Origin of the sequence: Bradyrhizobium sp. CCGB20, assembly GCF_024199855.1 — a bacterium.
In the GTDB taxonomy this organism is placed as follows: domain Bacteria; phylum Pseudomonadota; class Alphaproteobacteria; order Rhizobiales; family Xanthobacteraceae; genus Bradyrhizobium.
Genome location: NZ_JANADN010000001.1, coordinates 4,675,372 through 4,696,128, shown reverse-complemented (window position 1 = coordinate 4,696,128; position 20,757 = coordinate 4,675,372). Strand labels below are relative to the sequence as shown.

Here is a 20,757-nt window from a genome sequence, read left to right as displayed (position 1 = left end):
GCATCACATCCTGAACAGGCCGAATTTCGTCGGTTCGATCGGCGCATTCGACGCCGCCGAGAGGCCGAGTCCGAGCACGAGCCGGGTGTCGGCCGGGTCGATCACGCCGTCGTCCCACAATCGCGCGGTGGCGTAGTACGGATGCCCCTGGCTCTCATATTGCGCGCGGATCGGGCTGCGGAATGTCTCTTCCTCTTCCTTCGACCAGCTATCGCCCTTGGCCTCGATATTGTCGCGGCGGACCTGGCTCAGCACCATCGAGGCCTGCTCGCCGCCCATCACCGAGATGCGTGCGTTCGGCCACATCCAGAGGAAGCGCGGCGAGTAGGCGCGGCCGCACATGCCATAATTGCCGGCGCCGTAGGAGCCGCCGATCACGACGGTGAATTTCGGCACCGACGCGGTTGCGACCGCCGTCACCAGCTTGGCGCCATCGCGCGCGATGCCGCCCGCCTCGTACTTCTTGCCGACCATGAAGCCGGTGATGTTCTGCAGGAACACCAGCGGAATGCCGCGCTGGCAGCACAGCTCGATGAAGTGCGCGCCCTTCAGCGAGCTCTCGCTGAACAGGATGCCGTTGTTGGCGATGATGCCGACCGGATAGCCCCAGATGTGGGCGAAGCCGCACACCAGCGTCGTGCCATAGAGCTTCTTGAATTCGTCGAACTCGGAGCCGTCGACGACGCGCGCGATGATGTCGCGCACGTCGAACGGCTTGCGTCCGTCGACCGGCACCACGCCATAAATCTCCTCCGCCGCAAACAGGGGATCACGCGGCGGATGCATGTTGAGGTTCGGCCGCGCCGACGGCTTCAGCGTGCCGACGATGCGCCGGGCGATGCCGATCGCATGGGCGTCGTTCTGGGCGTAGTGGTCGGTCACGCCGGACTGGCGCGAATGCACGTCGGCGCCGCCGAGCTCCTCCGCACTCACGACCTCGCCGGTCGCGGCCTTCACCAGCGGCGGGCCGCCGAGGAAGATGGTGCCCTGGTTGCGCACGATGATGCTCTCGTCCGACATCGCGGGGACATAGGCGCCGCCGGCGGTGCAGGAGCCCATCACGATCGCGATCTGCGGGATGCCCTGCGACGACATCTGCGCCTGATTGTAGAAGATGCGGCCGAAATGCCGCTCGTCCGGAAAGATCTCGTCCTGGAGCGGCAGGAAAGCGCCGCCGGAATCCACCATGTAGACGCAGGGAAGGTTGTTCTGCCGCGCCACGTCCTGGGCGCGCAGATGCTTCTTCACCGTCATCGGATAGTAGGTGCCGCCCTTGATGGTGGCGTCGTTGGCGACGATCACGCATTCGCGGCCCGAGATGCGGCCCACACCGGTGACGACGCTCGCCGAATGCACGTCGCCGCCGTAGAGGCCATAGGCCGCAAGCGGCGACAGCTCCATGAACGAGGTGCCGGGATCGATCAGCAGATCGACGCGCTCGCGCGCCAGCATCTTGCCGCGCGCGGTGTGGCGGCTGCGCGAGGCCTCGCCGCCGCCGCCGGCGACTTGGGCGAGCTTTTCGCGCAAATCCGCGACGAGGGTGCGCATGGCCTCGGAGTTGCGCGCAAAGTCGGATGAAGACGTATCGATGCTGGAATGGAGCGGCATGTTGATTCCAATCAGGTGAAGGTCTTAAGCCGTCTCGGCCATCAGTTCGCGGCCGATCAGCATGCGCCGAACCTCCGAAGTGCCGGCGCCGATCTCGTAGAGCTTTGCATCGCGCCAGAGCCGTCCGACCGGAAATTCGGATGTATAACCGACGCCGCCGAGCGCCTGGATCGCCTCGCCGGCCATCCATGTCGCCTTCTCCGCGGAATAGAGGATCGCGGCGGCGGAATCCTTGCGCAGCGTGCGCGCGTGGTCGGCGCGGTCGCAGGCCCGCCCGACGGCATAGACATAGGCGCGCGTAGCCTGCCAGGTCGCATACATGTCGGCGAGCTTGCCCTGCATCAGCTGGAAATCGCCGATCGGCTGGCCGAACTGCTTGCGCTCGTGCATGTAGGGCACCACCGCGTCCATGCAGGCCGCCATGATGCCGAGCGGGCCGCCCGAGAGCACCGCGCGCTCATAGTCGAGGCCGGACATCAGCACCTTGACGCCCTCGCCGACCTTGCCGAGCACGTTCTCCTCGGGCACCTCGCATTCGTCGAAGAACAAGGGATAGGTGTTGGAGCCGCGCATGCCGAGCTTGTCGAGATGGTGGCCGTGGGTGAACCCCTTGAAACCTCTCTCGATCAGGAACGCGGTCATGCCGCGCGGTCCCGCTGCCGGATCGGTCTTGGCGTAGACCACCAGCACGTCGGCGTCGCCGCCATTGGTGATCCACATCTTGGAGCCGTTGAGCACATAGCGGTCGCCGCGCTTGTCGGCGCGCAGCTTCATCGAGACGACGTCGGAGCCGGCGCCGGGCTCGGACATCGCCAGCGCGCCGACATGCTCGCCGGAGATCAGCTTCGGCAGATAGCGCTGGCGCTGCGCGTCGTTGCCGTTGCGGCGGATCTGGTTGACGCAGAGGTTGGAATGGGCGCCGTAGGACAGCCCGACGGCGGCCGAGCCCCGCGAAATCTCTTCCATGGCAACGATATGGGCGAGATAGCCCATGTTGGAGCCGCCATATTGCTCCGGCGCGGTCATGCCGAGCAGGCCGAGGTCGCCAAAGCGCTTCCAGAGGTCGGCAGGGAACAGATTGGCCTTCTCGATCTCGGCCGCGCGCGGGGCGATCTCCGCCTCCACGAAGTCGCGAAGCGTGTCGCGCAGCATGCTGATGTCTTCGCCCAGATCGAAATCGATGCTCGGGATGTTCACGGCGATTCCTCCGTATTTTGGGGACCGAACCTAGCGGGGTCCTGGCCCTCTTGCGGTCGAAAAGGTTGCATTTTCCGCCAAACTTGGCGAGGATTTTCCCAAAGGATTTCCGATGCCGTTCCAAGTCGCCACCGCGATCCCGCGCCGCGCCGTGACCCCTGCCGCCTTCGTCCGCGGCGTAATTGCCGCTTACGAACGCTATGGCCGCGATCCGGCGGAGGCGCTGAGCCGGGGCCAGGTACCGCCAGACCTTGTCAATTCTCCGGATGGGCGGGTCACGGCCGCCCAGTTCGAGGCCCTGGCGGGCCACGCCATGCGCGAGCTCGACGACGAGGCGCTCGGCTGGTTCTCGCGCCGGCTGCCGTTCGGCACCTACGGCATGCTGTGCCGCGCCTCGATCACAGCCCCCACGCTCGAAGTCGCGCTAAAACGCTGGTGCCGGCATCACCGCCTGCTGACCGAGGACGTGCTGCTCGATCTCGCGGTCGGCGAGGAGACCGCAATCGTCTCCATCCGGGAGTTGCGTGACCTCGGGCCTTTGCGCGAATTCTGCCTGGTCACCTTGCTCCGCTACGTGCTCGGCTTTTCCTGCTGGGCGGTCGATTCCAGGATCGCGCTCCGCGCCGCGGAGTTTCCGTACCCCGAGCCGGACCACGTCTCGGTCTATCCGACCATCTTCAGTCGGAACATCCGCTTCGACGCGAAGTGCGCATCGATCATCTTCGACAAGCATTATCTCTCGCTGCCGCTCACGCGCAGCGCGGCAGACCTCGACAACATGCTCAAGGGCGCGTTGCGGCTGACGGTGCTGCCCTATCGGCGCGACCGGCTGCTGGTCGAGCGCGTCCGCCGCGTGCTGCGCAACGCGCGCGGCCGTAGCCTCGGCGCCGAAGACGTCGCGAGCGAGCTGGCGCTCTCCACCCGCACCATGCATCGCCGCCTGCGCGAGGAAGCGACCTCGCTGCGCGACCTCAAGGAAGAGGCAAAGTTCGAGCTCGCCAAGCAGGAGCTGATGCGCGGACGCGCCCCGATCAAGCGGATCGCGGAGATCGCCGGCTTCCGCAACGAAAAGAGCTTTTCCCGTGCCTTCCGCACCTGGACCGGCGCCTCCCCGCGCGAATTTCGCGGCCGGTATCGCTGAGGCACACGCGCGCGCGCCGTCGCCCGATTGTCATAAAATAACGGCCCCCGAGATGAACCTCGGAGGCCGCAAAGTCTAGAAACGGGACTTCTATCGTTAGTTCGAGTTGGTCTGGCCGCCCGAGCGATGCTTGCCGCGCGACTGCGTCTGCTTCGGCTGGAACGCGAGCGCGTCGTTGCTGGTCTTCGCGCCGCCGCTCTGCGAGCACATGCCGCCGATGCCGCCGGCCGCCTGACGGCAGGCTTCCATCGTCGGATAGCCGCAACCGTGCGCGGCCTGGGCGCCGTTGGTGATGCAGAAGTCGTCGGCCTTGGCAGCGGGCGCGGTCATCATGAGAAACGCAGAGGCGAACAGCGTCGCAGCGGAGGCGACGAACGTCTTCGAGGTCGAGGTCATGCTGTCTTTTCCTAGCTCAGGGTCCCACAAAAGAGTCCTCGGCATGGGACGCACGCCAAGGTTCACACCCCGGATGTAGGCCGGGCGCGCGAGCCGACAATCACGTTCCAGCGCATCGCAGGGCTTCCTAAATCACATGTTACAGTTAGGTGAGTTGCTAAGCTATAAGTAGGCCACAAGTTCGGTTTTTGTGAAATCGTCGCCGGGTCAACGGCCGGAGTGCGCAGCCCCCTATCCTGCTGCCGCCGCCATGCCCTCCTGCAACGGAAGCGGCACGTCCTTCGCGACACCCAGCACCGGGAAGCTGCGGACGTTCTTCACATCAGGCATGGCGGCGAAATGCAGGAGTTGCTGGCGCATGCTCTCGACATTGGGCGCGACGCATTTCAGCAGATAGTCGGTGTCGCCCGAAATCCGCCAGCACTGCTGGATGCGCGGGATCGCTGATATCGAGCTCTCGAACGCCTCCAGCACCGGCTGGGCCTGGCTGCCGAGCTGGATCGAGACGAACGACACCACCTCATAGCCGAGCAGCCGCTCGTCGATGACGGCGCGGACTGCCCGGATCACGCCGCGGCTGAACAGCGATTTCAGCCGCCGCAGGCAGTTTGGCGCGGAGACGCCGACGCGTAGCGCCAGCTCATTGTTGCGAACGCGCCCGTCCTGCTGCAGCTCGGATAGTATCTTCAGATCGATGCCGTCGAGCTGATCACGCCCCGCCATACCCCACCTCGCCATGGTCGCCTCATGCGAGGCAGCGAAGCATGCGGCGGAATCGGTGCCAAGAGGCGGAACTGGGGATCCGACCCGATCGTTTCGCGCGAGCACCGTCATTGATGCTCTCTTGAGTCAAACTGCCGCAGGACTCGCGTCCTGGCACAAACTGCATAACGGTAAGATGGAACTGATGCGATGATACAGCTCCAAATGAGGAGCAGTATCCGGACGATCCATCCACAATTGAAACGACGTCGCGAAAATTGCTCCCGTGTGAAATGAGGAAGCAAATGAAAACAGTATTGATGTCCGCTCTCCTGGTTTCCTCTATCTTCACCGGCTCGTCCGCAATGGCGCAGGATCAGCCGGTTCCTCCCCTGCTCAAACAGATAAACAACGGGAATTGGCTGCCTCAGAAGGAAGCTGAGGACCTCCGCGACGAATTGTTCTATCAGCGCGCGATCCACGTCTACATGACGATGCAGCCGGCATTGAACGTGATCGGCATGCGCGACGGTTCAGAGGCCGCCTTCGGAAAGGGCTACAACGTCCTGCCGATCTGGAAAGACAGGATGGACTCGCGCGCGTGGGTGCCGACCCCCAATGCCGACGTCGTCTACTCCATGAACTATCTCGATCTCAAGGAGACCGGTCCGCTCGTGGTGGCTGCGCCTGCGAACGTGATCGGCATGTTCACCGATTTCTTCCAGCGGACCATCACGGATGTCGGTGCGATCGGTCCTGACCGTGCGCGTGGCGGGCTCTATCTGCTGCTGCCGCCTGGCTACGAGGGCGAGATTCCTCAAGGGTATTTCGCGTTCAAATCATCGACTTACAACGTCTTCCTGTTCTTCCGCACCGTGATGGCGAAGGGCGATAACGGACCTGACCCCAAGCCCGCTGTGGCGCTGGCGGAACAAACACGCATCTATCCCCTGTGGGCGATGGAAAAAGACGTCAAGCCGATGCAATTCCCCAATGGCAGCGGCAAGCGCGTCAACATGATGTACCCGGTCGACAATGCCTACTGGACGAAGCTCAAGGCGTTCGTCGACTACGAGCCCGTCGCCGCCATCGATCCCGAGCTGCGCGGGGTGCTGGCATCGATCGGCATCATCAAAGGCCAGCCGTTCAATCCCGGCGCGAAGCAGCAGGAACTGCTGAAGAAAGCAGTCGAGACAGCGCCGAGGATGATCCTGGCCAATCGTCAGCTCGGCCGCCCGGACGGCCGTACGCGGTACTACAATGATCGCCAATACGAGAACACTTGGGCCGGCGGCACCGCGGAATGGCTTCAGGACGGCTATCTCGATGTGGATCAGCGGGCGTCGTACTTCCAATTTGCCTATTCCACGGCGTCCGCCATGGTCATGCGCACGCTTGGCGCGGGATCGAAATATCCGTTCACAGGGCGCGACTCCAAAGGTGAATTTCTGAACGGTGCGAACACCTACAAGCTGCATCTGCCGCCCAATCCGCCGGCCGCCTTGTTCTGGGCCGTGACGGCCTACAACGTCACCGACGGAACGATGCCGGAGACACCGCAGCTGCTGCCGTCGATCAACGGCTTCAACAAGGTCGCGACCAACAGCGACGGCTCGGTCGACATCTGGTTCGCGCCGCAAAAGCCGGCCAACGCGCCGGAGTCGAACTGGATCCAGACCGTCGCCGGACGGGATTTCCTGGCGGCACTGCGTCTCTACGGCACCGGCGTCGAATTCTTCGACCAGACCTGGAAACCTGATGACGTCGTGAAGGTGAACTGAGACGAGATCGACGCGATCCAACTCAGCCATCGAAGTGAAACTGGAGAATGCATGAAACCAGCAACCATCATTGAACAAGGCACCACGCGGCGCGACGCAATGAAGGGCAGTATCGGCGTGGCAACTCTCGCCGCACTGGGCACCGGCCCCGCAGCCCCGGTCGCGATTGCGACCGCTTCGATCGCGCTGACCGCTGACGCCGCTCAAGCTCAACGGGCCCTCGAGGCCACACTCGCCCCAACGGAGCCCGCGACGGGCATCGTGATGTTCCCGGATTATGCGAAGGCAATCGCGCAGATGGCCTATATCTGGGGTTGGCCGATGGTCAACATGATCAATCGCAGGGCGACAATCACGCAAGCGCCGCAGGCTGGTCTGTTGAACGGCGTCATACCGGTCGCGCCCCGCGGCCAGATCGGAATGCTCCACGATTACATCGAACCGTCGGAGACTTTCGTGACCTGTCCAAACCAGGATGTGGTCTACGGACTTGGTTTCTTCTCGCTCGATGAGGAGCCTGTGGTCGTTCAAGTCCCGGATTTTGGCGACCGCTTCTGGGTCTATGCTCTTTACGATGCGCGCACTGACCAGTTTGGCGAACTCGGTAAGCCCTACCATACAAAGCCCGGCTTCTACTTGTTGGTTGGGCCGAACTGGAAGGGCCTCAAGCCGTCCGGCATTACCGGGATCGTTCGCTGCTCCACCACGCTTGCCAACGCCATTCCGCGTGTATTCCAGGATGACACAGCAGAGGACAAGAAGGCGATCCAGGCAGTCGTCAATCAAGTTGTCGCTTATCCGCTGAAGGACTTCACCGGCAAGATGAAGACCGTCGAATGGAGTAAGCTCCCGAACATCCCCGGTCCGAAATCGGACGGCGAGGAGACGAAGTGGGTGGTCCCGGAAAAATTCTTCGATCAGTTCGGCGAGGTGCTCGACATCGTCGGCCCGCTCCCGGGCGAGGAAGCGATGTACGGGCAATTCCGCCTGCTGCTCGATGCCGCCAGCAAGGATCCGGAACTCAAGAAGGCATTGGTCGAGACCGCTGTCGAGACCGAGCAAAAGGTCATCAAGAGCTTCTTCCAGTGGAAGCACAACGGCCGCCCGGCCGGTAACGGCTGGAATCGCTCGACCAACAATGCGCAATTCGGCATCGACTACTTCAACCGCACCGGGACGGCAAAATCGAACATGTTCGACAACCGGCCGACTGAGACGCAATATTTCTACACGGACAATGACGGCGCGAATGCCGAACTCAACGGCAGCAGCGCTTACGAGATAACGTTTCCGAAGGGAGAGGAGCCGCCGGTCAACGGCTTCTGGTCATTGACGCTCTATAACGACAAGCATCTCTTCCACGCCAACAACCTCAAGCGCTATTCGCTCGGCACCAAGAACAAGAACCTCAAGCGCAACGCCGACGGCTCTCTGACGCTCTATGCCGGCGCCAGGTCACCGGGCGGTGACAAGGAGACGAACTGGCTGCCGGCGCCGGACGGACACTTCTCGCTCTACATCCGTGCCTATTGGGGCAAGGAAGGCATTTTGAACGAATCCTGGAAGCCGCCGGTCATTCGAAAAGTTGCCTGAGAAGGTTCTGGCGAATGTCCATCGTCGCCGCCGACGAGGTAGCGCCCCGCCGAAGCGGCTTCGGCCGCGCAGGCGGGACAAGCCCGGGCATGACGAGGCCTAAACGGGCGTAGCGCCCCTCAATGCGTCCAGGGCTCGCCGCGCCGGAACGAGAAATTGTCGGCATAGGCAGCCGGCCGGCGGATCGAATCCTGGGGCTCGATCACCTGGTAGGCGATGCCCTTGCGCTCGCAATAGGCGACGGCCTCTTCCTTGGAGTGGAAACGCAGCGTGATCTGCTGCTTCATGTCCCCGGACGAGGTCCAGCCCATCAGCGGCTCGACCGAACGGGGCTGTTCCGGCTCGTAGTCGAGCTGCCATTCCTTGGTCTTGGACCGGCCGGATTGCATCGCGTTCTTGGCGGGCTTGAAAATGCGTGCGGTCATGGTCGGTCCGGGCCTCTGTGCGTCTTTTCGGTCGAATTCGATGCGTCACGGTAGCAGTTGGTGGAAACCGTGGGCATAGTATAGAGACACCTTTCGGGAACTGTTCGGTGATTCCGGTCCCTGGGTGCCTCGCCGACGGGTATAGTCATTATGCTGCACCGTGACAATTGCGTACCCGCCTTCCGCCCCGGGATGCCGCCCGGCGGCGCTGCATCGCCGACGCCTGCCTGTCTGTCCCTTTCGAAAGCCCCCGTCGAATGGCCTTCCTGAACGTCAGCGCAACGCTCCCCGAGAAAGGCCGTGATCTCAGGCTCGACCTGTTTCGCGGCGTCGCCAACTGGGCGATCTTCCTCGACCACATCCCCGACAACGTCGTGAACTGGATCACGACGCGCAATTACGGCTTCTCCGACGCCGCCGATCTGTTCGTCTTCATCTCCGGCTACACCGCCTCCTTCGTCTACGCGCGGATGATGCTGGAGCGCGGCTTCATCGTCGGCGCCACCCGCCTCACCAAGCGGGTCTGGCAGCTCTATGTCGCCCACATCATCCTGTTCGTGATCTACATCGCCTCGATCAGCTATCTCGCGCTGCGCTTCGGCGATTCCGAGATGATCAACGAGTTCAACGTCGCCGGCCTCGTCGACAACGCCACCGAGACGCTGCGCCAGGGCCTTTTCCTGCGCTTCAAGCCGCTCAATCTCGACGTGCTGCCGCTCTACATCGTGCTGATGGGCCTGTTTCCGCCGATCCTGTGGTTCATGCTGCGCAAGCCCGACCTGACGATGGTGCTCTCGATCGTGCTGTGGCTGGCCGCGCGCCACTTCGGCTGGAATCTGACCGCCTATCCGGCCGGCCAGTGGTACTTCAACCCGTATTGCTGGCAGGTGCTGTTCGTGTTCGGCGCCTGGTGTGCGATGGGCGGGGCACGGCGCTCCGGCGCCCTGATCAACTCGCCGATCACGCTGTGGCTCTGCCTCGGCTATCTCGCCTTCGCGCTGGTCATGACCATGGCCGGCCGCTTCCCCACCTTCGGTGGCATGTTCCCGCAATGGCTGTTCTCGGCCTTCAACCCCAATGACAAGACCAACCTTGCGCCCTACCGCTTCCTCCACTTCGTCGTGATCGTGATCCTGGTGATCCGCTTCGTGCCGAAGGAATGGCCGGGCCTGGAGTGGAAGGTGTTCGATCCGCTGATCGTGTGCGGCCAGCAGTCGCTCGCCGTGTTCTGCGTCGGCGTGTTCCTGTCCTTCGTCGGCCATTTCGAGCTGTCGATGAGCTCGGGTTCGGTGTTCGCGCAACTCTTCGTCAGCATCGCCGGCATCGCGATCATGACGACGGTGGCCTATTACATCTCCTGGTCGAAGAAGCAGGACAAGCCGCTGAAGCCGCCGCCGGCCAAGCCCGCGGTCGCCCCGCCTGCAAAGGCCGCCTGATCCCGGCGGGGGCTCAGGCCGCTTCGCTGTCGTATTCGGTGAACTTCTTGTAGATCCAGTCGCGGCCGTCGTGGCGGCGCCAGACCTTTCCATAGACCAGCTGCCCGTTGATCGAGCGGCGCGGCACGATCACGGTCCAGAGGTGCCAGATCTCGGTCCAGCTCGACTGCGGATGGACGGTTCGGACGTTGCGATCGAAAGACATGACGCAAAACTCACAAAATATGAGCGCCGCGACGAACTGTGATCCTGTGTGAGTACCTCTTGCAGGTAGCCCATCGCGAGCCTTGCCGACCTGATAACAGCCTCGAATGGGGCCGCAACAACCTCTCGCCCTTAACCTAACCGATCAACCTTACTTGTCGTCCACAGGTGCGCAGACACCGGTTGAAAGCAGGCGTCGATTTTTCTAGAATGCATGCGCGCTTTGAGAATGAACGCGCCGTTTGGGCGCTCCGTAATTTTGAACTGATCTCCAATTTTCAAAACAATTGACTGGCCGGGGTCGACCACAATGAATTTGCAATGTGCATGTTTGCGCCTGGCGCTGCGCTCGACGCCGGCTGCTCCGCGCGTCAAGACGTCCGCTCAAGAACCGCCGAAGGCCGCCAACGACAATCAGCTGGTCTGGCCGTTCCTGCCGTTTCCGCTTGGCTGGTGCGCGACGAACTGATCGCTCGGAAAAGCGCGACGCCGCGCAAGCGGAATATCATCGCTTGGCGGCGTCCGTTTAGGTATTGGGCGCTGAAATCCCCCAACACTCTTATGTCTATGGCGACAGCCAAAGGTTCGATGCAAATTTGTGAATTCTGCGCCGGACCGGCCTGCGCAATGCATTGAAAGATCGCCCAGAAGTCACGCTGGGTGAAGAACAAGCGCCAGGGGTTAGGCAAGGGTTAGGCAAGCGTTCGGGCAAGGCTTCAAGCAAGGCTTTCCGCATGGTTCGCACGCGCTTCAGGACACGACGGCCGCGTGCCCCGCGCCCGGCGATCCACCGGCTCAGATGCTCGACGTGCTCTGCGCATTGGCGCTGAGCGTGCCCTGCGCGTTGTAGGTCTGGCCCGCCTGGTTGCCTTGGCCGGCTTGCGGGCTGGTCGAGGTCTGGACCTCGGTCGTGCCGTCGGAATAGGTGATCGTCGTGGTGGTGATGCCGCCAACGGTGGTCGAGACCTCGCTGACGATGGTCTTGGCCGAGCTGCCGCCACCGCCCGATCCGGAACTGCCGCCCGCGGATCGCGAGGACGATGTCGCGGACGCGGCGGACGTCGCCGACGTGGCGGATGTCGACGACGTCGACGACGTCGATGAGGCAGCGGAGGATGACGCCGCCGTGGTCGACTGGAAGGTCGAGGCCGTCGCGGCGGATGAAGCAATCGCACTGATCGACATGAAGTCCTCGCTCAAGGGAAGCCGCGGGCGCTTTGCCGATGGCGCGCCCTGCCCGCTCCTTCAACGCAAGGGGCACGCGAAGCAGGCGCCGGCGCTGCGAAAAATCGTCGCTGCGGCGCGCAGTTCCCGCTCCTGCGGTCGCAACCAATCACCGCGCCACGAGTTGCATGTTCTTCCCATCTGTCCGGGGAAGCCGCGTGGCTGCGATGGACGCGCCGCGTCATGTACGGACGGTCATCTCGTCTCACGACCGTGTGAGCTGGAGCGCGGCCGGTGAATTTTCACGAGCGAGCGGAGACCAATGAACAGCAGGCCGTCAGGCAAGGGGATGCCGTGAGTCAAATCGATACGACCGAGAAACTCTCGGCCACGCCGGAGACCGAAAATTCGCTGTTCGCGCTATGCGGGCTGGGCATCGCCGGGATCGCAATGCTGGGCTGGATCGGCGCCCTCGCCTGGATCGCCTGGCGCCTCGCCAATTGGCTGCTGTTCTGAACCTGCGCCGCCGGCCGCAGTCGTCGCCAACGAATCAGAAGTGATAGTTCACGCCGACGGTCCCGGCGTGAATCGTGTCCTTGAGGTTGGAGACGGTGACGCTGTTGACCGGACTGGTCAGCAGGATGGGGCCCTTCGTGCCGAAGTCGTGGTAATTGTATTCGACATTGGCCGACCAGTGCTGTGCGAACGCCCATTCCACGCCCGCGCCTGCTGTCCAGCCGGTCCGCGTGACGGTTGCGCCGGGATCGGTCAGGACGCCGGCGACTGGAGCGATGAACGCATCGTCGATCTTCTCGCGGGTCCAGGCGGCGCCGCCCCGCACATAGAGCAGCCAGCGTTCGGCGTAGACGTAGCCGAGCCGTGCGGTGGCCGAAGCGAGGAAATCGTTCTCGAGGCCGAACTGCGACGGCACGATGAGGTTGCCGAGCGCGGGAAATCTGACACTGCCGGCATGGTGGTTCGAAAGGCTCGACCACGCGGCGCGGCCTTCTGCGCCGACGAGCCAGTTCGGCGCGAACTGATAGTTGCAGCCGATCTGTCCGCCACCGACAAAGCCGGACGAGCTGAAATCAACCGTCGTTCCGATGCTGCTGATGGTGCGATCGTCGCTGACGACGCCGCCGAGGTGACCGCCGACATAGCAGCCGGTCCAGGTGAACGAGACGGGAGCCGCGCGAGCTGCCTTCAGCGCGAGGTCAGCGGCCGATGCCGTCGTGACAGACAGGGCGAGAACCGCCGCGCCGCAGAGATACTTCAACATGTCCCGAGCTTCCCCATTCGCCACCCCTTGAGCGGGGATCAGTACCACGCGAACCTGACGCAGAGGTTGCATCCGGCAATATTTCGCGGGATCGCGCTGCCGGCCCGACCGTCGGCGGGCCGCGGAACGGGACTCGCGCGTCGGACTATCAAGAGAATTGAAGGAGCTTCAACCTCGGGACTGGTCGGGGCAGCTGGATTCGAACCAACGACCTGCAGTACCCAAAACTGCCGCGCTACCAGGCTGCGCTATACCCCGAATGTCCAGCGAGCCCCGTCGATACACGCTTCCCAAAGCGCCAGCAAGCTTTCAGTCCGGCGGCGATAACCCCGCCAAACCGCCCTATTTGGTGCCGAATAGCGGGTGGCCGACGCGGTCGCCGGGGCGGATGCCGTATTTCTGCGCCGTTCCCGCCACCACCTCCAGGACCGCCCGCGCCGGGCCCCGGGACGAGATGATCTTGGTCGACATCGGCTCGGTGTTTTCGGCGATGCGCAGGATGCGGCCGTCGGCGCGGATGAAGATCATGTCGAGCGAGACGTAGGTGTTCTTCATCCACATCGACACTTCCTGCTCGGGCTTGAAGTCGAACAGCATGCCTTTGCCGTCAGCCAGTTCCTTGCGGTACATCAGCCCGGTCTGCTTTTCCTCCTCGGTCGTCGCCATTTCCACCGAGAACACCTGCACGCCATTCTTGGTGACGATCTCGAGCGGCTCGAAGCTGGCGGCGCCGGCGGGCGCGCTCGCGACGGCACAGCCGACGACAAGGATGGCGGCCAGCCAGCCCCTCGCAATGGACCAGACGGCCTTTCGATCAAAATTCATGGGACGGTACTCGAGGGCGTGGGGACTGGAGCAGTCCTTACGCGGCGACCGTGACAAAAGCCAGAGGCGCGCGGGCTGGCCTGCGCGCCCCTCGTCACGATTGCGGGAGTTGGCGATCGGCCGCCGCCGGTGCGACCGCAAGCTTTCTAGTGAGAAGAAAGCCGTCTAGTGCGAAGAAAGCCTTCTAATGGGAAGAAAGCCCTGGCGATCCCGTCTCGGGATGGATCTCGGCCGCCATCATGCCCTTGGAGCCGGGCCCGAAGCGGACCAGCACATATTGGCCGGGCCGGAGTTCGGTCATGCCGAAGCGGCGCAGCGTCTCCATGTGGACGAAGATGTCGGGCGTACCCTCGCCGCAGGTCAGGAAGCCGAAGCCGCGCAGGCGGTTGAACCATTTGACCTGCGCCCGCTCCAGCCCGCTGGTCGCGGTCACGGTGACATGGGTGCGCGGCGGCAGCATCTGCGCCGGATGGATCGCGGTCGACTCGTCCATCGAGACCACGCGGAAGGCCTGGTAGCCCTTGGCGCGCTGGATGCACTCGACGACGATGCGGGCGCCCTCATAGGCGGTCTGGAAGCCGTCGCGCCTGAGCACGGTGACGTGCAGGAGCACGTCTGGCCAGCCATTGTCGGGAACGATGAAGCCGTAGCCCTTTGAGGCGTCGAACCATTTGATGACGCCGTGAACCTCGACGAGGTTCGCACTGCCCTCACCTAGACCGGTGAAGGGACTGAGCCCGCTGTCGCGACCGGCACCGCCGTGCTCGCCTGCCGCTGGAACTCCGACCTTCTTGGACTCAAATCCGTCCGACGACCCCATAACCCCGGACCCCACACTGCCCATTGCAACCCGCCTCAGCGGCGGCGTCGAATCACGCGTCTTAAGAGAATATTCTCAATTCGACGCGATGCGAATCTTTCGACTCAAAAGATAACACTCCCGGTTGCGAGGCATAGATAAAAAAGAGATTCGCCGGAACCTATGAACAGCTTGCACAGCCGCGAATCAAATTGATGCCTCAATTTGCGACAAAGGGCCCGAGAGTCTCGCCGATGTCGTGGCGGATGACGAGGTCGGCGATGTCGTCCTGATCGGTCGGCTCGCGATTGATGATCACAAGACGTGCACCGGCGTTCTTCGCCATCATCGGAAAGCCCGCCGCCGGCCACACCACGAGCGAGGAACCGATCGCGATGAAGAGGTCGCAGGCTTGCGACAGCGCGCTCGCGCGCTGCATTTCGTCCTCCGGCATCATCTGGCCGAACGAGATCGTCGCGGTCTTCACCGGCTCGTCGCACGCGGTGCAGTTGGGCGCGGCGCCGTCTTCGTCGAAACGGCGCTTCACCCAGTCGAGCTGATAGGTCTGCCCGCATCCGATGCAGCGCGCATAAGTGGTATTGCCGTGAAGCTCGATCACGTGCTCGGCGGCGAAGCCCGAGGCCTGGTGCAGATTGTCGATGTTCTGGGTGATGATCGCGGGGATCTTGCCGGCGCGGTAGAGCGAGGCCAGCGCGCGATGACCGCGGCCGGGCTTTGCCGCGGCGAACACCTCCTCCATCGCAAAGCGGCGGCGCCAGGATTCGTCACGCGCCTCCTGGCTCGCGACGAAGTCGCCGAACTCGATCGGACGGTAGCGCGTCCAAATTCCGCCCGGCGAGCGGAAGTCGGGAATGCCGCATTCGGTGGAGATTCCGGCGCCGGTGAACGGCACGATGGTCTTCGCCTCCGCGATCATGTCGCCGAGACGCTCAACGCCGCTGCGAAGATCCGATGCAATCAATCGCGGCCTCCCGATCTGGCTTTGCGCTAGCTGCACCACGCGCAAGCGACAAGATTGTTGACGCTCTTATCCACCGCCGCGCAAGAACCGCGCAAGCTGTGGTCGGCAATTTTTTCCGACCGTCGCTTATCACAATGCTGCAATGCCCCCTCCCCATTGACGCCTCAATCAGAAGCGCCAATGCATGTGTTGACGCGACTCAAGGTGATTGCGGCGGCAGTGCTTGGGTTCAGTAGTGCACATACTGACGTGTGGAGAGGATTTGACAATGACCGAAGACGAACAACGCAAAATCCGCGAACGCGAAGAGATTGCCGCCCGTGTCGCCGCATTCCGTGCCACTCAGGAAAAATTCAAGCGCGAGCGCGAAGAGTATTTCGTTTCGACGCTCGACAATGCGCGCAAGGTGGAACGGCCCTCGCTCTGGCCCTAAGACATTTCCGATCGCCACGCATGAAAAAAGCCCGGGGCATCGCTCCGGGCTTTTCGCTTATTCAGCGGTTACCAGTGACGGTAATAGTGCCGGCGGTAATACGGGCCGCCACCGTAATAGGCGTAAGGGCGAGGGCCGTAATAGTAGCCGGGGCCGTCATAATAGCCGTAGCCCGGGCCATAGCCGTACGGACGGGACGCTGCGACCGCACCTGCGGTGATCGCGCCGGCGGCCAGGCCGAACGCGAGGCCGGGGCCAACGCCGCGGTAGTGCGCCTCGGCGGGCGCAGGTACCGCGACCGCCGTCACGCCGACGGCTGCGACGGTGGCGAGAACTGCCAGTGTCTTCTTCATGCTCTTCTCCTTCCGCATTGCCTCGGGACAACGCGAGCGGACTGCGATGGTTGCGCGCAGTCGCGGAACCCGGGCTGGGAAAAAATGTCGGGAGGGAGGGAACGAAACCGCGCTCCGAAGATTTTATCCTGCAAGTGCGGAAGCCTCCGCTATCCGGTAGAGGTGACAGCACGAAGACCCCGTCAGCATCCTCCGCGGTGCTGGCGGGGTTCTTCATTTCAGGGAGTGGACATGGCAGCAGCAGCGATGGCTGCCATCGGGACGAATGCCGGGGAGGAAACATTGCCGCTATCGGCTTTGCTGCCCGTATCCGCGGGCTGGTTCCCGGCCGGCGGCTCGCCCCCTCCTCTCCGCTCTGAGCGCGTTTGTTTCGGCGCGCGGGGAACAAGGATTACCCGCGCACGTTGAGTCACCTCACACGCAGAAGGGACCCGACATGCCCGCGTGGCTCGAAGTTCTGCTCAATTTGTCCGGTTATGCCGGCTTCGTCGCGCTCGCGACCCGCGGCGGCGGGTCCGGCGACCATTCAGCCGACGATTCCCGGCTGCAACGATGAGCGCTAATTGGCGCGCGGCGCCTGGCCTGCCGTGCGCACCAACCTGTCGGCCTTGACCGCGACGCGGGTGTCCTCGAACTGCGGCCGCAGCGAGAAACTGATCGCCACGAAGGCGAGACAGAACAGCATGCCGACGATGGCGACACGCCGGTAGGTGTGCCGGTCGCCTTGATAAAAGGACGGTTCTGAAAAAGGTGTCATGAAATCTGTCTTCGCAAACTTGCTTCTTGGCAAAGTCGTTCTTGTCGTTGCCAGACACCTATCCCAAACAACGGCAAGCGCAACGCGATTGGGCTTTTAACCTAACCGAATAGGGTTATCGGCTTCCCCGCAAACTTTCGTTAGGAGTTTGCGCGGCGTCGTTGCATCTCCGCGAGCCGCTTAAAGATCGCGCGAACTGAAAGGCCAACGTCGGCCGGTTTTGTTCCAGCTTCGCCTGCCTTTCGTTCTCGAAGAACGAATCGGAATCGAAGAAATCAGCGCGGAGCGTTTCTTAACAAGCAGTGTGGATCGTCGCGAAAGCGAACGCATGGTCACGACGAACGCCCGATCACCTGAGTGTCGTCGGGCTTGTGTGGTGGCGGCACCTGCGGCACCGACGGCCTGCCTTTGCGCAGCCGCGGGTGCCTGTCGTACCAGAACACTTTCACGATCTCGGCGAGAAACCAGCACACATCCATGTCGCTCTCCCTCGCCTCATTCCGTAACGAGGACACGAGGGCGGGACTGTGCGAAGCATCACACCAACTCGCCGCGACAAGGCATGTCCCGCATCGACACAGAAGCCACGCCTTGTTCTGCATCCGACTCCATTTCGTTCGCAAAGAACGAATCGGAGTCGAAACAATCGGCGCGGAGCGACTCCTAACGATTGATGAAGGCGCGCACCGTCACGTCTTCAACGACAGGACTCTTTGGCGCCAAGGCTCTTCGGCGGCGGAAGTTTCGAGACGATCGCAATCACGATCACGATCTCGCGGCATGGTTCACATCGATGCCGCGCGAAGCCGCGTGGCGGAGGTCTGTCGCCGTCGTCACCCGTCGAGGCTCCTCACGCCGCGCGCTTGGCGTTGGCCTTCTCGGAAAAACATTCGAGGATCTGGATGCGGAGCTCTTCTGCGGCCGGGCCTTCGACCTTCCTGAGCTGGTTCCAGAGCCTGATGATCTCGCGCTGTTTCTCGATGGTCATGCGTCACCTCCAACGTGATGACCAACTAGAACAAAATGAGAACAAAAGTCCAGCCCCTCGCGCGCGATTTTCCACCCTGTCGCGTTGAACCTTTTTGGCGCTGGGCGGACCCATGGAGGCTGGGGATTTCAGCGCCCGGTCAACATCGCAGCGCCGCCTGACGAATATACTCCGTCACCGCGGCGCTGTTGCTTTTTGGATTTTCAACCTTAAGTTAGAGGTACGGCCGGCGGTCAGGCGCTGAAATCCCAACGCCGCCAGCCAAGAGAGCCCCGTGCGAAAGCGCGGGGTTTTTCTTTTGGGCTGCTGGCTGACCGGAACGCGCTGGCGCCCTCCCCGTTACTCTCTCCGGAGAGAGGGGCCGTGACCAGGAAGAGCGACAGAAAATACTTCGCCGTCGAGGTGGTGCGTCAGATCGAAGAGACCGTGGAGATCATGGTCGAAGCGCCCGACGAGACCAGCGCGCGCGATGCGGCGCTCGAACATGTGAAGGCGCACGGCTCCGAGTACCAGTGGCTCAATCCCAAACGCGATTTTGTCGTCTGGCGCGAGCGCGAGGTCGATACGCCGGCAATCGTGGATGTGTCCGTCTAGCGATCGCGCGGCGCCGGCACTGCGGCTTGCTCATTTCGCTCGGCGAGAAGTTGCTTTTCGGCTTGGTACCAAAAAGTGTCCATCTTTCCCGCGGGTTCGCCGGCGTCCATCCAGAGGTGATAGGCGCGGGTTCGAATCTCTTCCTCGCTCAAACTGGCCATGCGCTGCCTCCCTTTCGGAAGCAAAGCCTGACACCGCCGGAGAGTTCCGTCCAGGCGTCACCATCGCACGGCGGCCGTCGCGGCGCTTCGCGACAGGAAGCGCCGCAACGACATCGCGAGCCGCTTAGACGGAGTCCTTGGCCACCTTCAGCGGCGAGGCCTTCACCGACTTGCTCGCCGGCTTCGCCGCAAACTGCATCGGCTCCTTGGTGAAGGGATTGACGCCCATGCGGGCTTCGGTGGCGGGCTTGTTCACGACCGACATCTTCACGAAGCCGGGAATGACGAACTCGCCGGACTCGTTGAGCTCCTTGTAGCCGACCGTCGCCATGTACTCGATCACCGACTTCACGTCGTTCTTCGACAGCTGCGTGCCCTCGGCAATTGCATCAATCAATTGAGTCTTCGTCATCTTCGCCATGTCTGAATTCCTTTTGTGCGGGCGAGCAAATCCTGCTCAGGACGCGGCTGAACCACACAAGTGTGATGCTGATTCATGCCTGATGTCGTGAAGTCCCGGGCTTAGAACCCATCGAGCCCCAAAATACAAGCAGGGTATCCGCGAGGGTTCCACTCCTCCCTTGAAAGCTGTCGCAGCATGCTGCCGTGTTGTTTTGAACCAATCGCCCGCTGGCGCGTCTAACTAATTGAAGTCCCCAAGCTTCACCCCCCATCAGAGAGCCCCGCTTCCCCCAGGCGGGGCTTTCGCTTTCTCCACAGCGTCGTGGCCGGGCATGGCCGTTCGAAGGCCGGCGCCGCGTCCACTCGCCTGTGGTCACTGCCATCGACGCCCTGCCGCGCAGCACGGAGCACGCAGATGCCCGGGAGGGATTCACCTCATCGTGAAACTTGTGGTTCGGCCCTCGTTGTTGAGACTTCAGTAACCCAACCCCTCCACTCTCTCTTCAGTATCGTTGCGTTGGAGTACCCCCAAAGTGCTGGATTTTAACGAGCTGCGTGAACTCGCGGCTGATGTTCGCGTGTTCGTCGACATCGCCGAAGACAAGGCCGAGGCGCTTCGCGCCGTCATCAGGGCTTACGACGTGGTGCTGGCGATCTTCCCTTCGCAGGAAGGCATGGGCCTGCACGTCATCAAGGGCGGCGAGATCCTTGATCAGATCGCAAAATCGCGGACCCATGCGATCTACAGCCACACCGCCATCGCGGTTCCCGATCTGCAACATGCACAGGCGCTCAAATATCTGACAACGCCCGTCGACCAGCGGATCGCGGCGTAGCAGCAGACGGCGACATTTCCGGCCTGCTATTTCTTTGCTCCAAAAAGGCCCCGTTTAGGAACGGGGCTTCTGCACTCCCGTTGGCCCACACAACCAACCAGGAGTTCGAGATGAAGAAGTTCATCATCGCTGCCGCAGCCGCCGGTCTCATGTGCGGCTCTGCCTTTGCCCAGAACCAGACCGGCCCCGCCCCGCAATCCGACAACATGCAGAAGCCCGGCATGAACAAGATGGACAGGGGCTCGACGGGCACGACCGGGATGAGCAAGGACGGCATGAACAAGGGCGGAATGGTGAAGCCCGACGCCTCCGGCCAGGGCGGCTCCGGCCCGGGCAGCGACCAGGGCGGCACCAAGACTCGCAGCAACATGAAGTAAGCGGAATTCCTGTAGCGCTCACGTCCGGCCGCGCCGCTTCGCACAAGGCGGCGCGGCCCACTCATGCCTGCTCCCAGCAATGATGGCAGCACAGGAACGCCCGGTTCTCACGCGCATTGACTCATCTCCAGACAAGGAGATCGACATGAGCGTTGAAGGCAAGGCGAAGGAAGCAGCCGGCTACATCAAGGAAGAGCTGAACGAGCACGGCAAGTCCCCCGAGAGTCAGAAGAAGGCTCAGGAGGGGCGTGACCTCAGGAACGAAGGCCGCGTCGAAGACGGCAAGCCGCCGAAGACGACGAAGCCCGGCACCGGTCACTAGAT

Annotated in this window: 27 protein-coding genes and 1 tRNA gene; 10 read left to right on the top strand and 18 right to left on the bottom strand. The window is 62.7% G+C overall.

The genetic code is table 11. The features are described from left to right. Positions 1-3: 3 nt before the first annotated feature. Positions 4-1,608 carry a carboxyl transferase domain-containing protein gene (locus tag NLM15_RS21755; RefSeq protein WP_254119259.1) on the bottom strand — a complete coding sequence of 535 codons (1,605 nt, stop codon included), beginning with the start codon at positions 1,606-1,608 and terminating at the stop codon, positions 4-6. Positions 1,609-1,632: 24 nt separating this feature from the next. Beyond that, the gene (locus tag NLM15_RS21750; RefSeq protein WP_254119258.1) at positions 1,633-2,805 is read right to left on the bottom strand and encodes an acyl-CoA dehydrogenase family protein; all 1,173 of its coding nucleotides are present in this window, start codon (positions 2,803-2,805) and stop codon (positions 1,633-1,635) included. Between the two features lie 112 nt (positions 2,806-2,917). On the opposite strand from NLM15_RS21750, the gene NLM15_RS21745 reads away from it, so the two are divergent. After that, positions 2,918-3,946: an AraC family transcriptional regulator gene (locus NLM15_RS21745; protein ID WP_254119256.1), complete on the top strand. Its 1,029-nt coding sequence runs from the start codon at positions 2,918-2,920 to the stop codon at positions 3,944-3,946. A gap of 96 nt (positions 3,947-4,042) precedes the next feature. On the opposite strand, the gene NLM15_RS21740 is transcribed toward NLM15_RS21745, so the two are convergent. Beyond that, positions 4,043-4,342, bottom strand: coding sequence for a DUF3551 domain-containing protein (locus NLM15_RS21740; RefSeq protein ID WP_254119254.1), 300 nt, complete (start codon positions 4,340-4,342; stop codon positions 4,043-4,045). Between the two features lie 231 nt (positions 4,343-4,573). Beyond that, positions 4,574-5,065, bottom strand: coding sequence for an Lrp/AsnC family transcriptional regulator (locus tag NLM15_RS21735; protein WP_254124313.1), 492 nt, complete (start codon positions 5,063-5,065; stop codon positions 4,574-4,576). 284 nt (positions 5,066-5,349) lie between these two features. Here NLM15_RS21735 and NLM15_RS21730 point away from each other — a divergent pair, with 284 nt between their 5' ends. Both NLM15_RS21730 and NLM15_RS21725 read left to right on the top strand, forming a co-directional pair. Continuing rightward, positions 5,350-6,825: a DUF1254 domain-containing protein gene (locus NLM15_RS21730; RefSeq protein WP_375166854.1), complete on the top strand. Its 1,476-nt coding sequence runs from the start codon at positions 5,350-5,352 to the stop codon at positions 6,823-6,825. Between the two features lie 51 nt (positions 6,826-6,876). Then, positions 6,877-8,418: a DUF1254 domain-containing protein gene (locus tag NLM15_RS21725; RefSeq protein ID WP_254119251.1), complete on the top strand. Its 1,542-nt coding sequence runs from the start codon at positions 6,877-6,879 to the stop codon at positions 8,416-8,418. 119 nt (positions 8,419-8,537) lie between these two features. Here NLM15_RS21725 and NLM15_RS21720 read toward each other — a convergent pair whose 3' ends face one another. Then, positions 8,538-8,843 (bottom strand): ETC complex I subunit, encoded by a 306-nt coding sequence (locus NLM15_RS21720; protein ID WP_254119249.1) that lies wholly within the window; start codon positions 8,841-8,843, stop codon positions 8,538-8,540. A 257-nt stretch (positions 8,844-9,100) separates the two neighbouring features. Here NLM15_RS21720 and NLM15_RS21715 point away from each other — a divergent pair, with 257 nt between their 5' ends. Next, positions 9,101-10,279: an OpgC domain-containing protein gene (locus NLM15_RS21715; RefSeq protein ID WP_254119247.1), complete on the top strand. Its 1,179-nt coding sequence runs from the start codon at positions 9,101-9,103 to the stop codon at positions 10,277-10,279. A gap of 13 nt (positions 10,280-10,292) precedes the next feature. Here NLM15_RS21715 and NLM15_RS21710 read toward each other — a convergent pair whose 3' ends face one another. Together NLM15_RS21710 and NLM15_RS21705 are read right to left on the bottom strand one after the other, a co-directional pair. Continuing rightward, on the bottom strand, positions 10,293-10,484 hold the full coding sequence (locus NLM15_RS21710) for a hypothetical protein (RefSeq protein WP_028150987.1): 192 nt from the start codon (positions 10,482-10,484) through the stop codon (positions 10,293-10,295). 794 nt (positions 10,485-11,278) lie between these two features. Further along, entirely contained in the window at positions 11,279-11,668 is a 390-nt protein-coding gene (locus NLM15_RS21705) for a hypothetical protein (RefSeq protein WP_254119245.1), read from the bottom strand. A 333-nt stretch (positions 11,669-12,001) separates the two neighbouring features. Between NLM15_RS21705 and NLM15_RS21700 the strand changes: the two genes are divergently transcribed. Then, positions 12,002-12,163: an RNA-binding protein gene (locus NLM15_RS21700; RefSeq protein ID WP_254119243.1), complete on the top strand. Its 162-nt coding sequence runs from the start codon at positions 12,002-12,004 to the stop codon at positions 12,161-12,163. A 34-nt stretch (positions 12,164-12,197) separates the two neighbouring features. Here NLM15_RS21700 and NLM15_RS21695 read toward each other — a convergent pair whose 3' ends face one another. The 5 genes from NLM15_RS21695 to NLM15_RS21675 form a co-directional block, all read right to left on the bottom strand. Continuing rightward, on the bottom strand, positions 12,198-12,926 hold the full coding sequence (locus NLM15_RS21695) for an outer membrane protein (protein ID WP_254119241.1): 729 nt from the start codon (positions 12,924-12,926) through the stop codon (positions 12,198-12,200). A gap of 181 nt (positions 12,927-13,107) precedes the next feature. After that, a tRNA-Pro gene (locus NLM15_RS21690) sits at positions 13,108-13,184 on the bottom strand. 84 nt (positions 13,185-13,268) lie between these two features. After that, positions 13,269-13,751: a DUF192 domain-containing protein gene (locus NLM15_RS21685; RefSeq protein WP_254119239.1), complete on the bottom strand. Its 483-nt coding sequence runs from the start codon at positions 13,749-13,751 to the stop codon at positions 13,269-13,271. 184 nt (positions 13,752-13,935) lie between these two features. Beyond that, positions 13,936-14,571 carry a cold-shock protein gene (locus tag NLM15_RS21680; protein ID WP_254119237.1) on the bottom strand — a complete coding sequence of 212 codons (636 nt, stop codon included), beginning with the start codon at positions 14,569-14,571 and terminating at the stop codon, positions 13,936-13,938. A gap of 199 nt (positions 14,572-14,770) precedes the next feature. Next, positions 14,771-15,532: an NAD-dependent protein deacetylase gene (locus NLM15_RS21675; protein WP_254119235.1), complete on the bottom strand. Its 762-nt coding sequence runs from the start codon at positions 15,530-15,532 to the stop codon at positions 14,771-14,773. 268 nt (positions 15,533-15,800) lie between these two features. Between NLM15_RS21675 and NLM15_RS21670 the strand changes: the two genes are divergently transcribed. Further along, the gene (locus tag NLM15_RS21670) at positions 15,801-15,965 is read left to right on the top strand and encodes a hypothetical protein (RefSeq protein WP_015686271.1); all 165 of its coding nucleotides are present in this window, start codon (positions 15,801-15,803) and stop codon (positions 15,963-15,965) included. A gap of 68 nt (positions 15,966-16,033) precedes the next feature. Here the strand turns inward: NLM15_RS21670 and NLM15_RS21665 are convergent, their stop codons facing one another. The 4 genes from NLM15_RS21665 to NLM15_RS21650 all read right to left on the bottom strand — a co-directional run bounded on the left by NLM15_RS21665 (position 16,034) and on the right by NLM15_RS21650 (position 18,063). Further along, the gene (locus tag NLM15_RS21665; RefSeq protein WP_254119234.1) at positions 16,034-16,318 is read right to left on the bottom strand and encodes a hypothetical protein; all 285 of its coding nucleotides are present in this window, start codon (positions 16,316-16,318) and stop codon (positions 16,034-16,036) included. Between the two features lie 559 nt (positions 16,319-16,877). Further along, complete coding sequence (locus NLM15_RS21660; RefSeq protein ID WP_254119232.1) at positions 16,878-17,075, bottom strand: hypothetical protein; 198 nt, start codon at positions 17,073-17,075, stop codon at positions 16,878-16,880. Between the two features lie 332 nt (positions 17,076-17,407). After that, entirely contained in the window at positions 17,408-17,554 is a 147-nt protein-coding gene (locus NLM15_RS21655; protein ID WP_254119230.1) for a hypothetical protein, read from the bottom strand. 371 nt (positions 17,555-17,925) lie between these two features. Continuing rightward, positions 17,926-18,063: a hypothetical protein gene (locus NLM15_RS21650; protein WP_254119229.1), complete on the bottom strand. Its 138-nt coding sequence runs from the start codon at positions 18,061-18,063 to the stop codon at positions 17,926-17,928. Positions 18,064-18,426: 363 nt separating this feature from the next. Here NLM15_RS21650 and NLM15_RS21645 point away from each other — a divergent pair, with 363 nt between their 5' ends. Further along, entirely contained in the window at positions 18,427-18,657 is a 231-nt protein-coding gene (locus NLM15_RS21645; RefSeq protein WP_254119227.1) for a hypothetical protein, read from the top strand. Here the strand turns inward: NLM15_RS21645 and NLM15_RS21640 are convergent. Together NLM15_RS21640 and NLM15_RS21635 are read right to left on the bottom strand one after the other, a co-directional pair. Further along, a complete protein-coding gene (locus NLM15_RS21640; protein ID WP_254119225.1) occupies positions 18,654-18,818 on the bottom strand; it encodes a DUF2934 domain-containing protein in 165 nt (54 codons plus the stop codon). The two genes, NLM15_RS21645 and NLM15_RS21640, sit on opposite strands and share 4 nt — an antisense overlap. 124 nt (positions 18,819-18,942) lie before the next feature. Continuing rightward, positions 18,943-19,239, bottom strand: coding sequence for an HU family DNA-binding protein (locus tag NLM15_RS21635; protein WP_007591377.1), 297 nt, complete (start codon positions 19,237-19,239; stop codon positions 18,943-18,945). A 514-nt stretch (positions 19,240-19,753) separates the two neighbouring features. Here NLM15_RS21635 and NLM15_RS21630 point away from each other — a divergent pair. The 3 genes from NLM15_RS21630 (at position 19,754) to NLM15_RS21620 (ending at position 20,755) form a co-directional block, all read left to right on the top strand. Continuing rightward, complete coding sequence (locus tag NLM15_RS21630) at positions 19,754-20,056, top strand: hypothetical protein (RefSeq protein WP_254119224.1); 303 nt, start codon at positions 19,754-19,756, stop codon at positions 20,054-20,056. A 110-nt stretch (positions 20,057-20,166) separates the two neighbouring features. Then, the gene (locus NLM15_RS21625; protein WP_254119222.1) at positions 20,167-20,433 is read left to right on the top strand and encodes a hypothetical protein; all 267 of its coding nucleotides are present in this window, start codon (positions 20,167-20,169) and stop codon (positions 20,431-20,433) included. Positions 20,434-20,578: 145 nt separating this feature from the next. Beyond that, on the top strand, positions 20,579-20,755 hold the full coding sequence (locus NLM15_RS21620) for a hypothetical protein (protein WP_254119220.1): 177 nt from the start codon (positions 20,579-20,581) through the stop codon (positions 20,753-20,755). The last annotated feature ends 2 nt before the right edge of the window (positions 20,756-20,757 follow it).

What these genes read in the sequence shown, in the direction of transcription:
- NLM15_RS21755 (WP_254119259.1), bottom strand. Translation starts at nt 1,608, where the DNA reads ATGCCGCTCCATTCCAGCATCGATACGTCTTCATCCGACTTTGCGCGC.
- NLM15_RS21745 (WP_254119256.1), top strand. Translation starts at nt 2,918, where the DNA reads ATGCCGTTCCAAGTCGCCACCGCGATCCCGCGCCGCGCCGTGACCCCT.
- NLM15_RS21740 (WP_254119254.1), bottom strand. Translation starts at nt 4,342, where the DNA reads ATGACCTCGACCTCGAAGACGTTCGTCGCCTCCGCTGCGACGCTGTTC.
- NLM15_RS21735 (WP_254124313.1), bottom strand. Translation starts at nt 5,065, where the DNA reads ATGGCGGGGCGTGATCAGCTCGACGGCATCGATCTGAAGATACTATCC.
- NLM15_RS21730 (WP_375166854.1), top strand. Translation starts at nt 5,350, where the DNA reads ATGAAAACAGTATTGATGTCCGCTCTCCTGGTTTCCTCTATCTTCACC.
- NLM15_RS21725 (WP_254119251.1), top strand. Translation starts at nt 6,877, where the DNA reads ATGAAACCAGCAACCATCATTGAACAAGGCACCACGCGGCGCGACGCA.
- NLM15_RS21720 (WP_254119249.1), bottom strand. Translation starts at nt 8,843, where the DNA reads ATGACCGCACGCATTTTCAAGCCCGCCAAGAACGCGATGCAATCCGGC.
- NLM15_RS21715 (WP_254119247.1), top strand. Translation starts at nt 9,101, where the DNA reads ATGGCCTTCCTGAACGTCAGCGCAACGCTCCCCGAGAAAGGCCGTGAT.
- NLM15_RS21710 (WP_028150987.1), bottom strand. Translation starts at nt 10,484, where the DNA reads ATGTCTTTCGATCGCAACGTCCGAACCGTCCATCCGCAGTCGAGCTGG.
- NLM15_RS21705 (WP_254119245.1), bottom strand. Translation starts at nt 11,668, where the DNA reads ATGTCGATCAGTGCGATTGCTTCATCCGCCGCGACGGCCTCGACCTTC.
- NLM15_RS21695 (WP_254119241.1), bottom strand. Translation starts at nt 12,926, where the DNA reads ATGTTGAAGTATCTCTGCGGCGCGGCGGTTCTCGCCCTGTCTGTCACG.
- NLM15_RS21685 (WP_254119239.1), bottom strand. Translation starts at nt 13,751, where the DNA reads ATGAATTTTGATCGAAAGGCCGTCTGGTCCATTGCGAGGGGCTGGCTG.
- NLM15_RS21680 (WP_254119237.1), bottom strand. Translation starts at nt 14,571, where the DNA reads ATGGGGTCGTCGGACGGATTTGAGTCCAAGAAGGTCGGAGTTCCAGCG.
- NLM15_RS21670 (WP_015686271.1), top strand. Translation starts at nt 15,801, where the DNA reads ATGACCGAAGACGAACAACGCAAAATCCGCGAACGCGAAGAGATTGCC.
- NLM15_RS21665 (WP_254119234.1), bottom strand. Translation starts at nt 16,318, where the DNA reads ATGAAGAAGACACTGGCAGTTCTCGCCACCGTCGCAGCCGTCGGCGTG.
- NLM15_RS21660 (WP_254119232.1), bottom strand. Translation starts at nt 17,075, where the DNA reads ATGACACCTTTTTCAGAACCGTCCTTTTATCAAGGCGACCGGCACACC.
- NLM15_RS21655 (WP_254119230.1), bottom strand. Translation starts at nt 17,554, where the DNA reads ATGGATGTGTGCTGGTTTCTCGCCGAGATCGTGAAAGTGTTCTGGTAC.
- NLM15_RS21650 (WP_254119229.1), bottom strand. Translation starts at nt 18,063, where the DNA reads ATGACCATCGAGAAACAGCGCGAGATCATCAGGCTCTGGAACCAGCTC.
- NLM15_RS21640 (WP_254119225.1), bottom strand. Translation starts at nt 18,818, where the DNA reads ATGGCCAGTTTGAGCGAGGAAGAGATTCGAACCCGCGCCTATCACCTC.
- NLM15_RS21635 (WP_007591377.1), bottom strand. Translation starts at nt 19,239, where the DNA reads ATGGCGAAGATGACGAAGACTCAATTGATTGATGCAATTGCCGAGGGC.
- NLM15_RS21625 (WP_254119222.1), top strand. Translation starts at nt 20,167, where the DNA reads ATGAAGAAGTTCATCATCGCTGCCGCAGCCGCCGGTCTCATGTGCGGC.
- NLM15_RS21620 (WP_254119220.1), top strand. Translation starts at nt 20,579, where the DNA reads ATGAGCGTTGAAGGCAAGGCGAAGGAAGCAGCCGGCTACATCAAGGAA.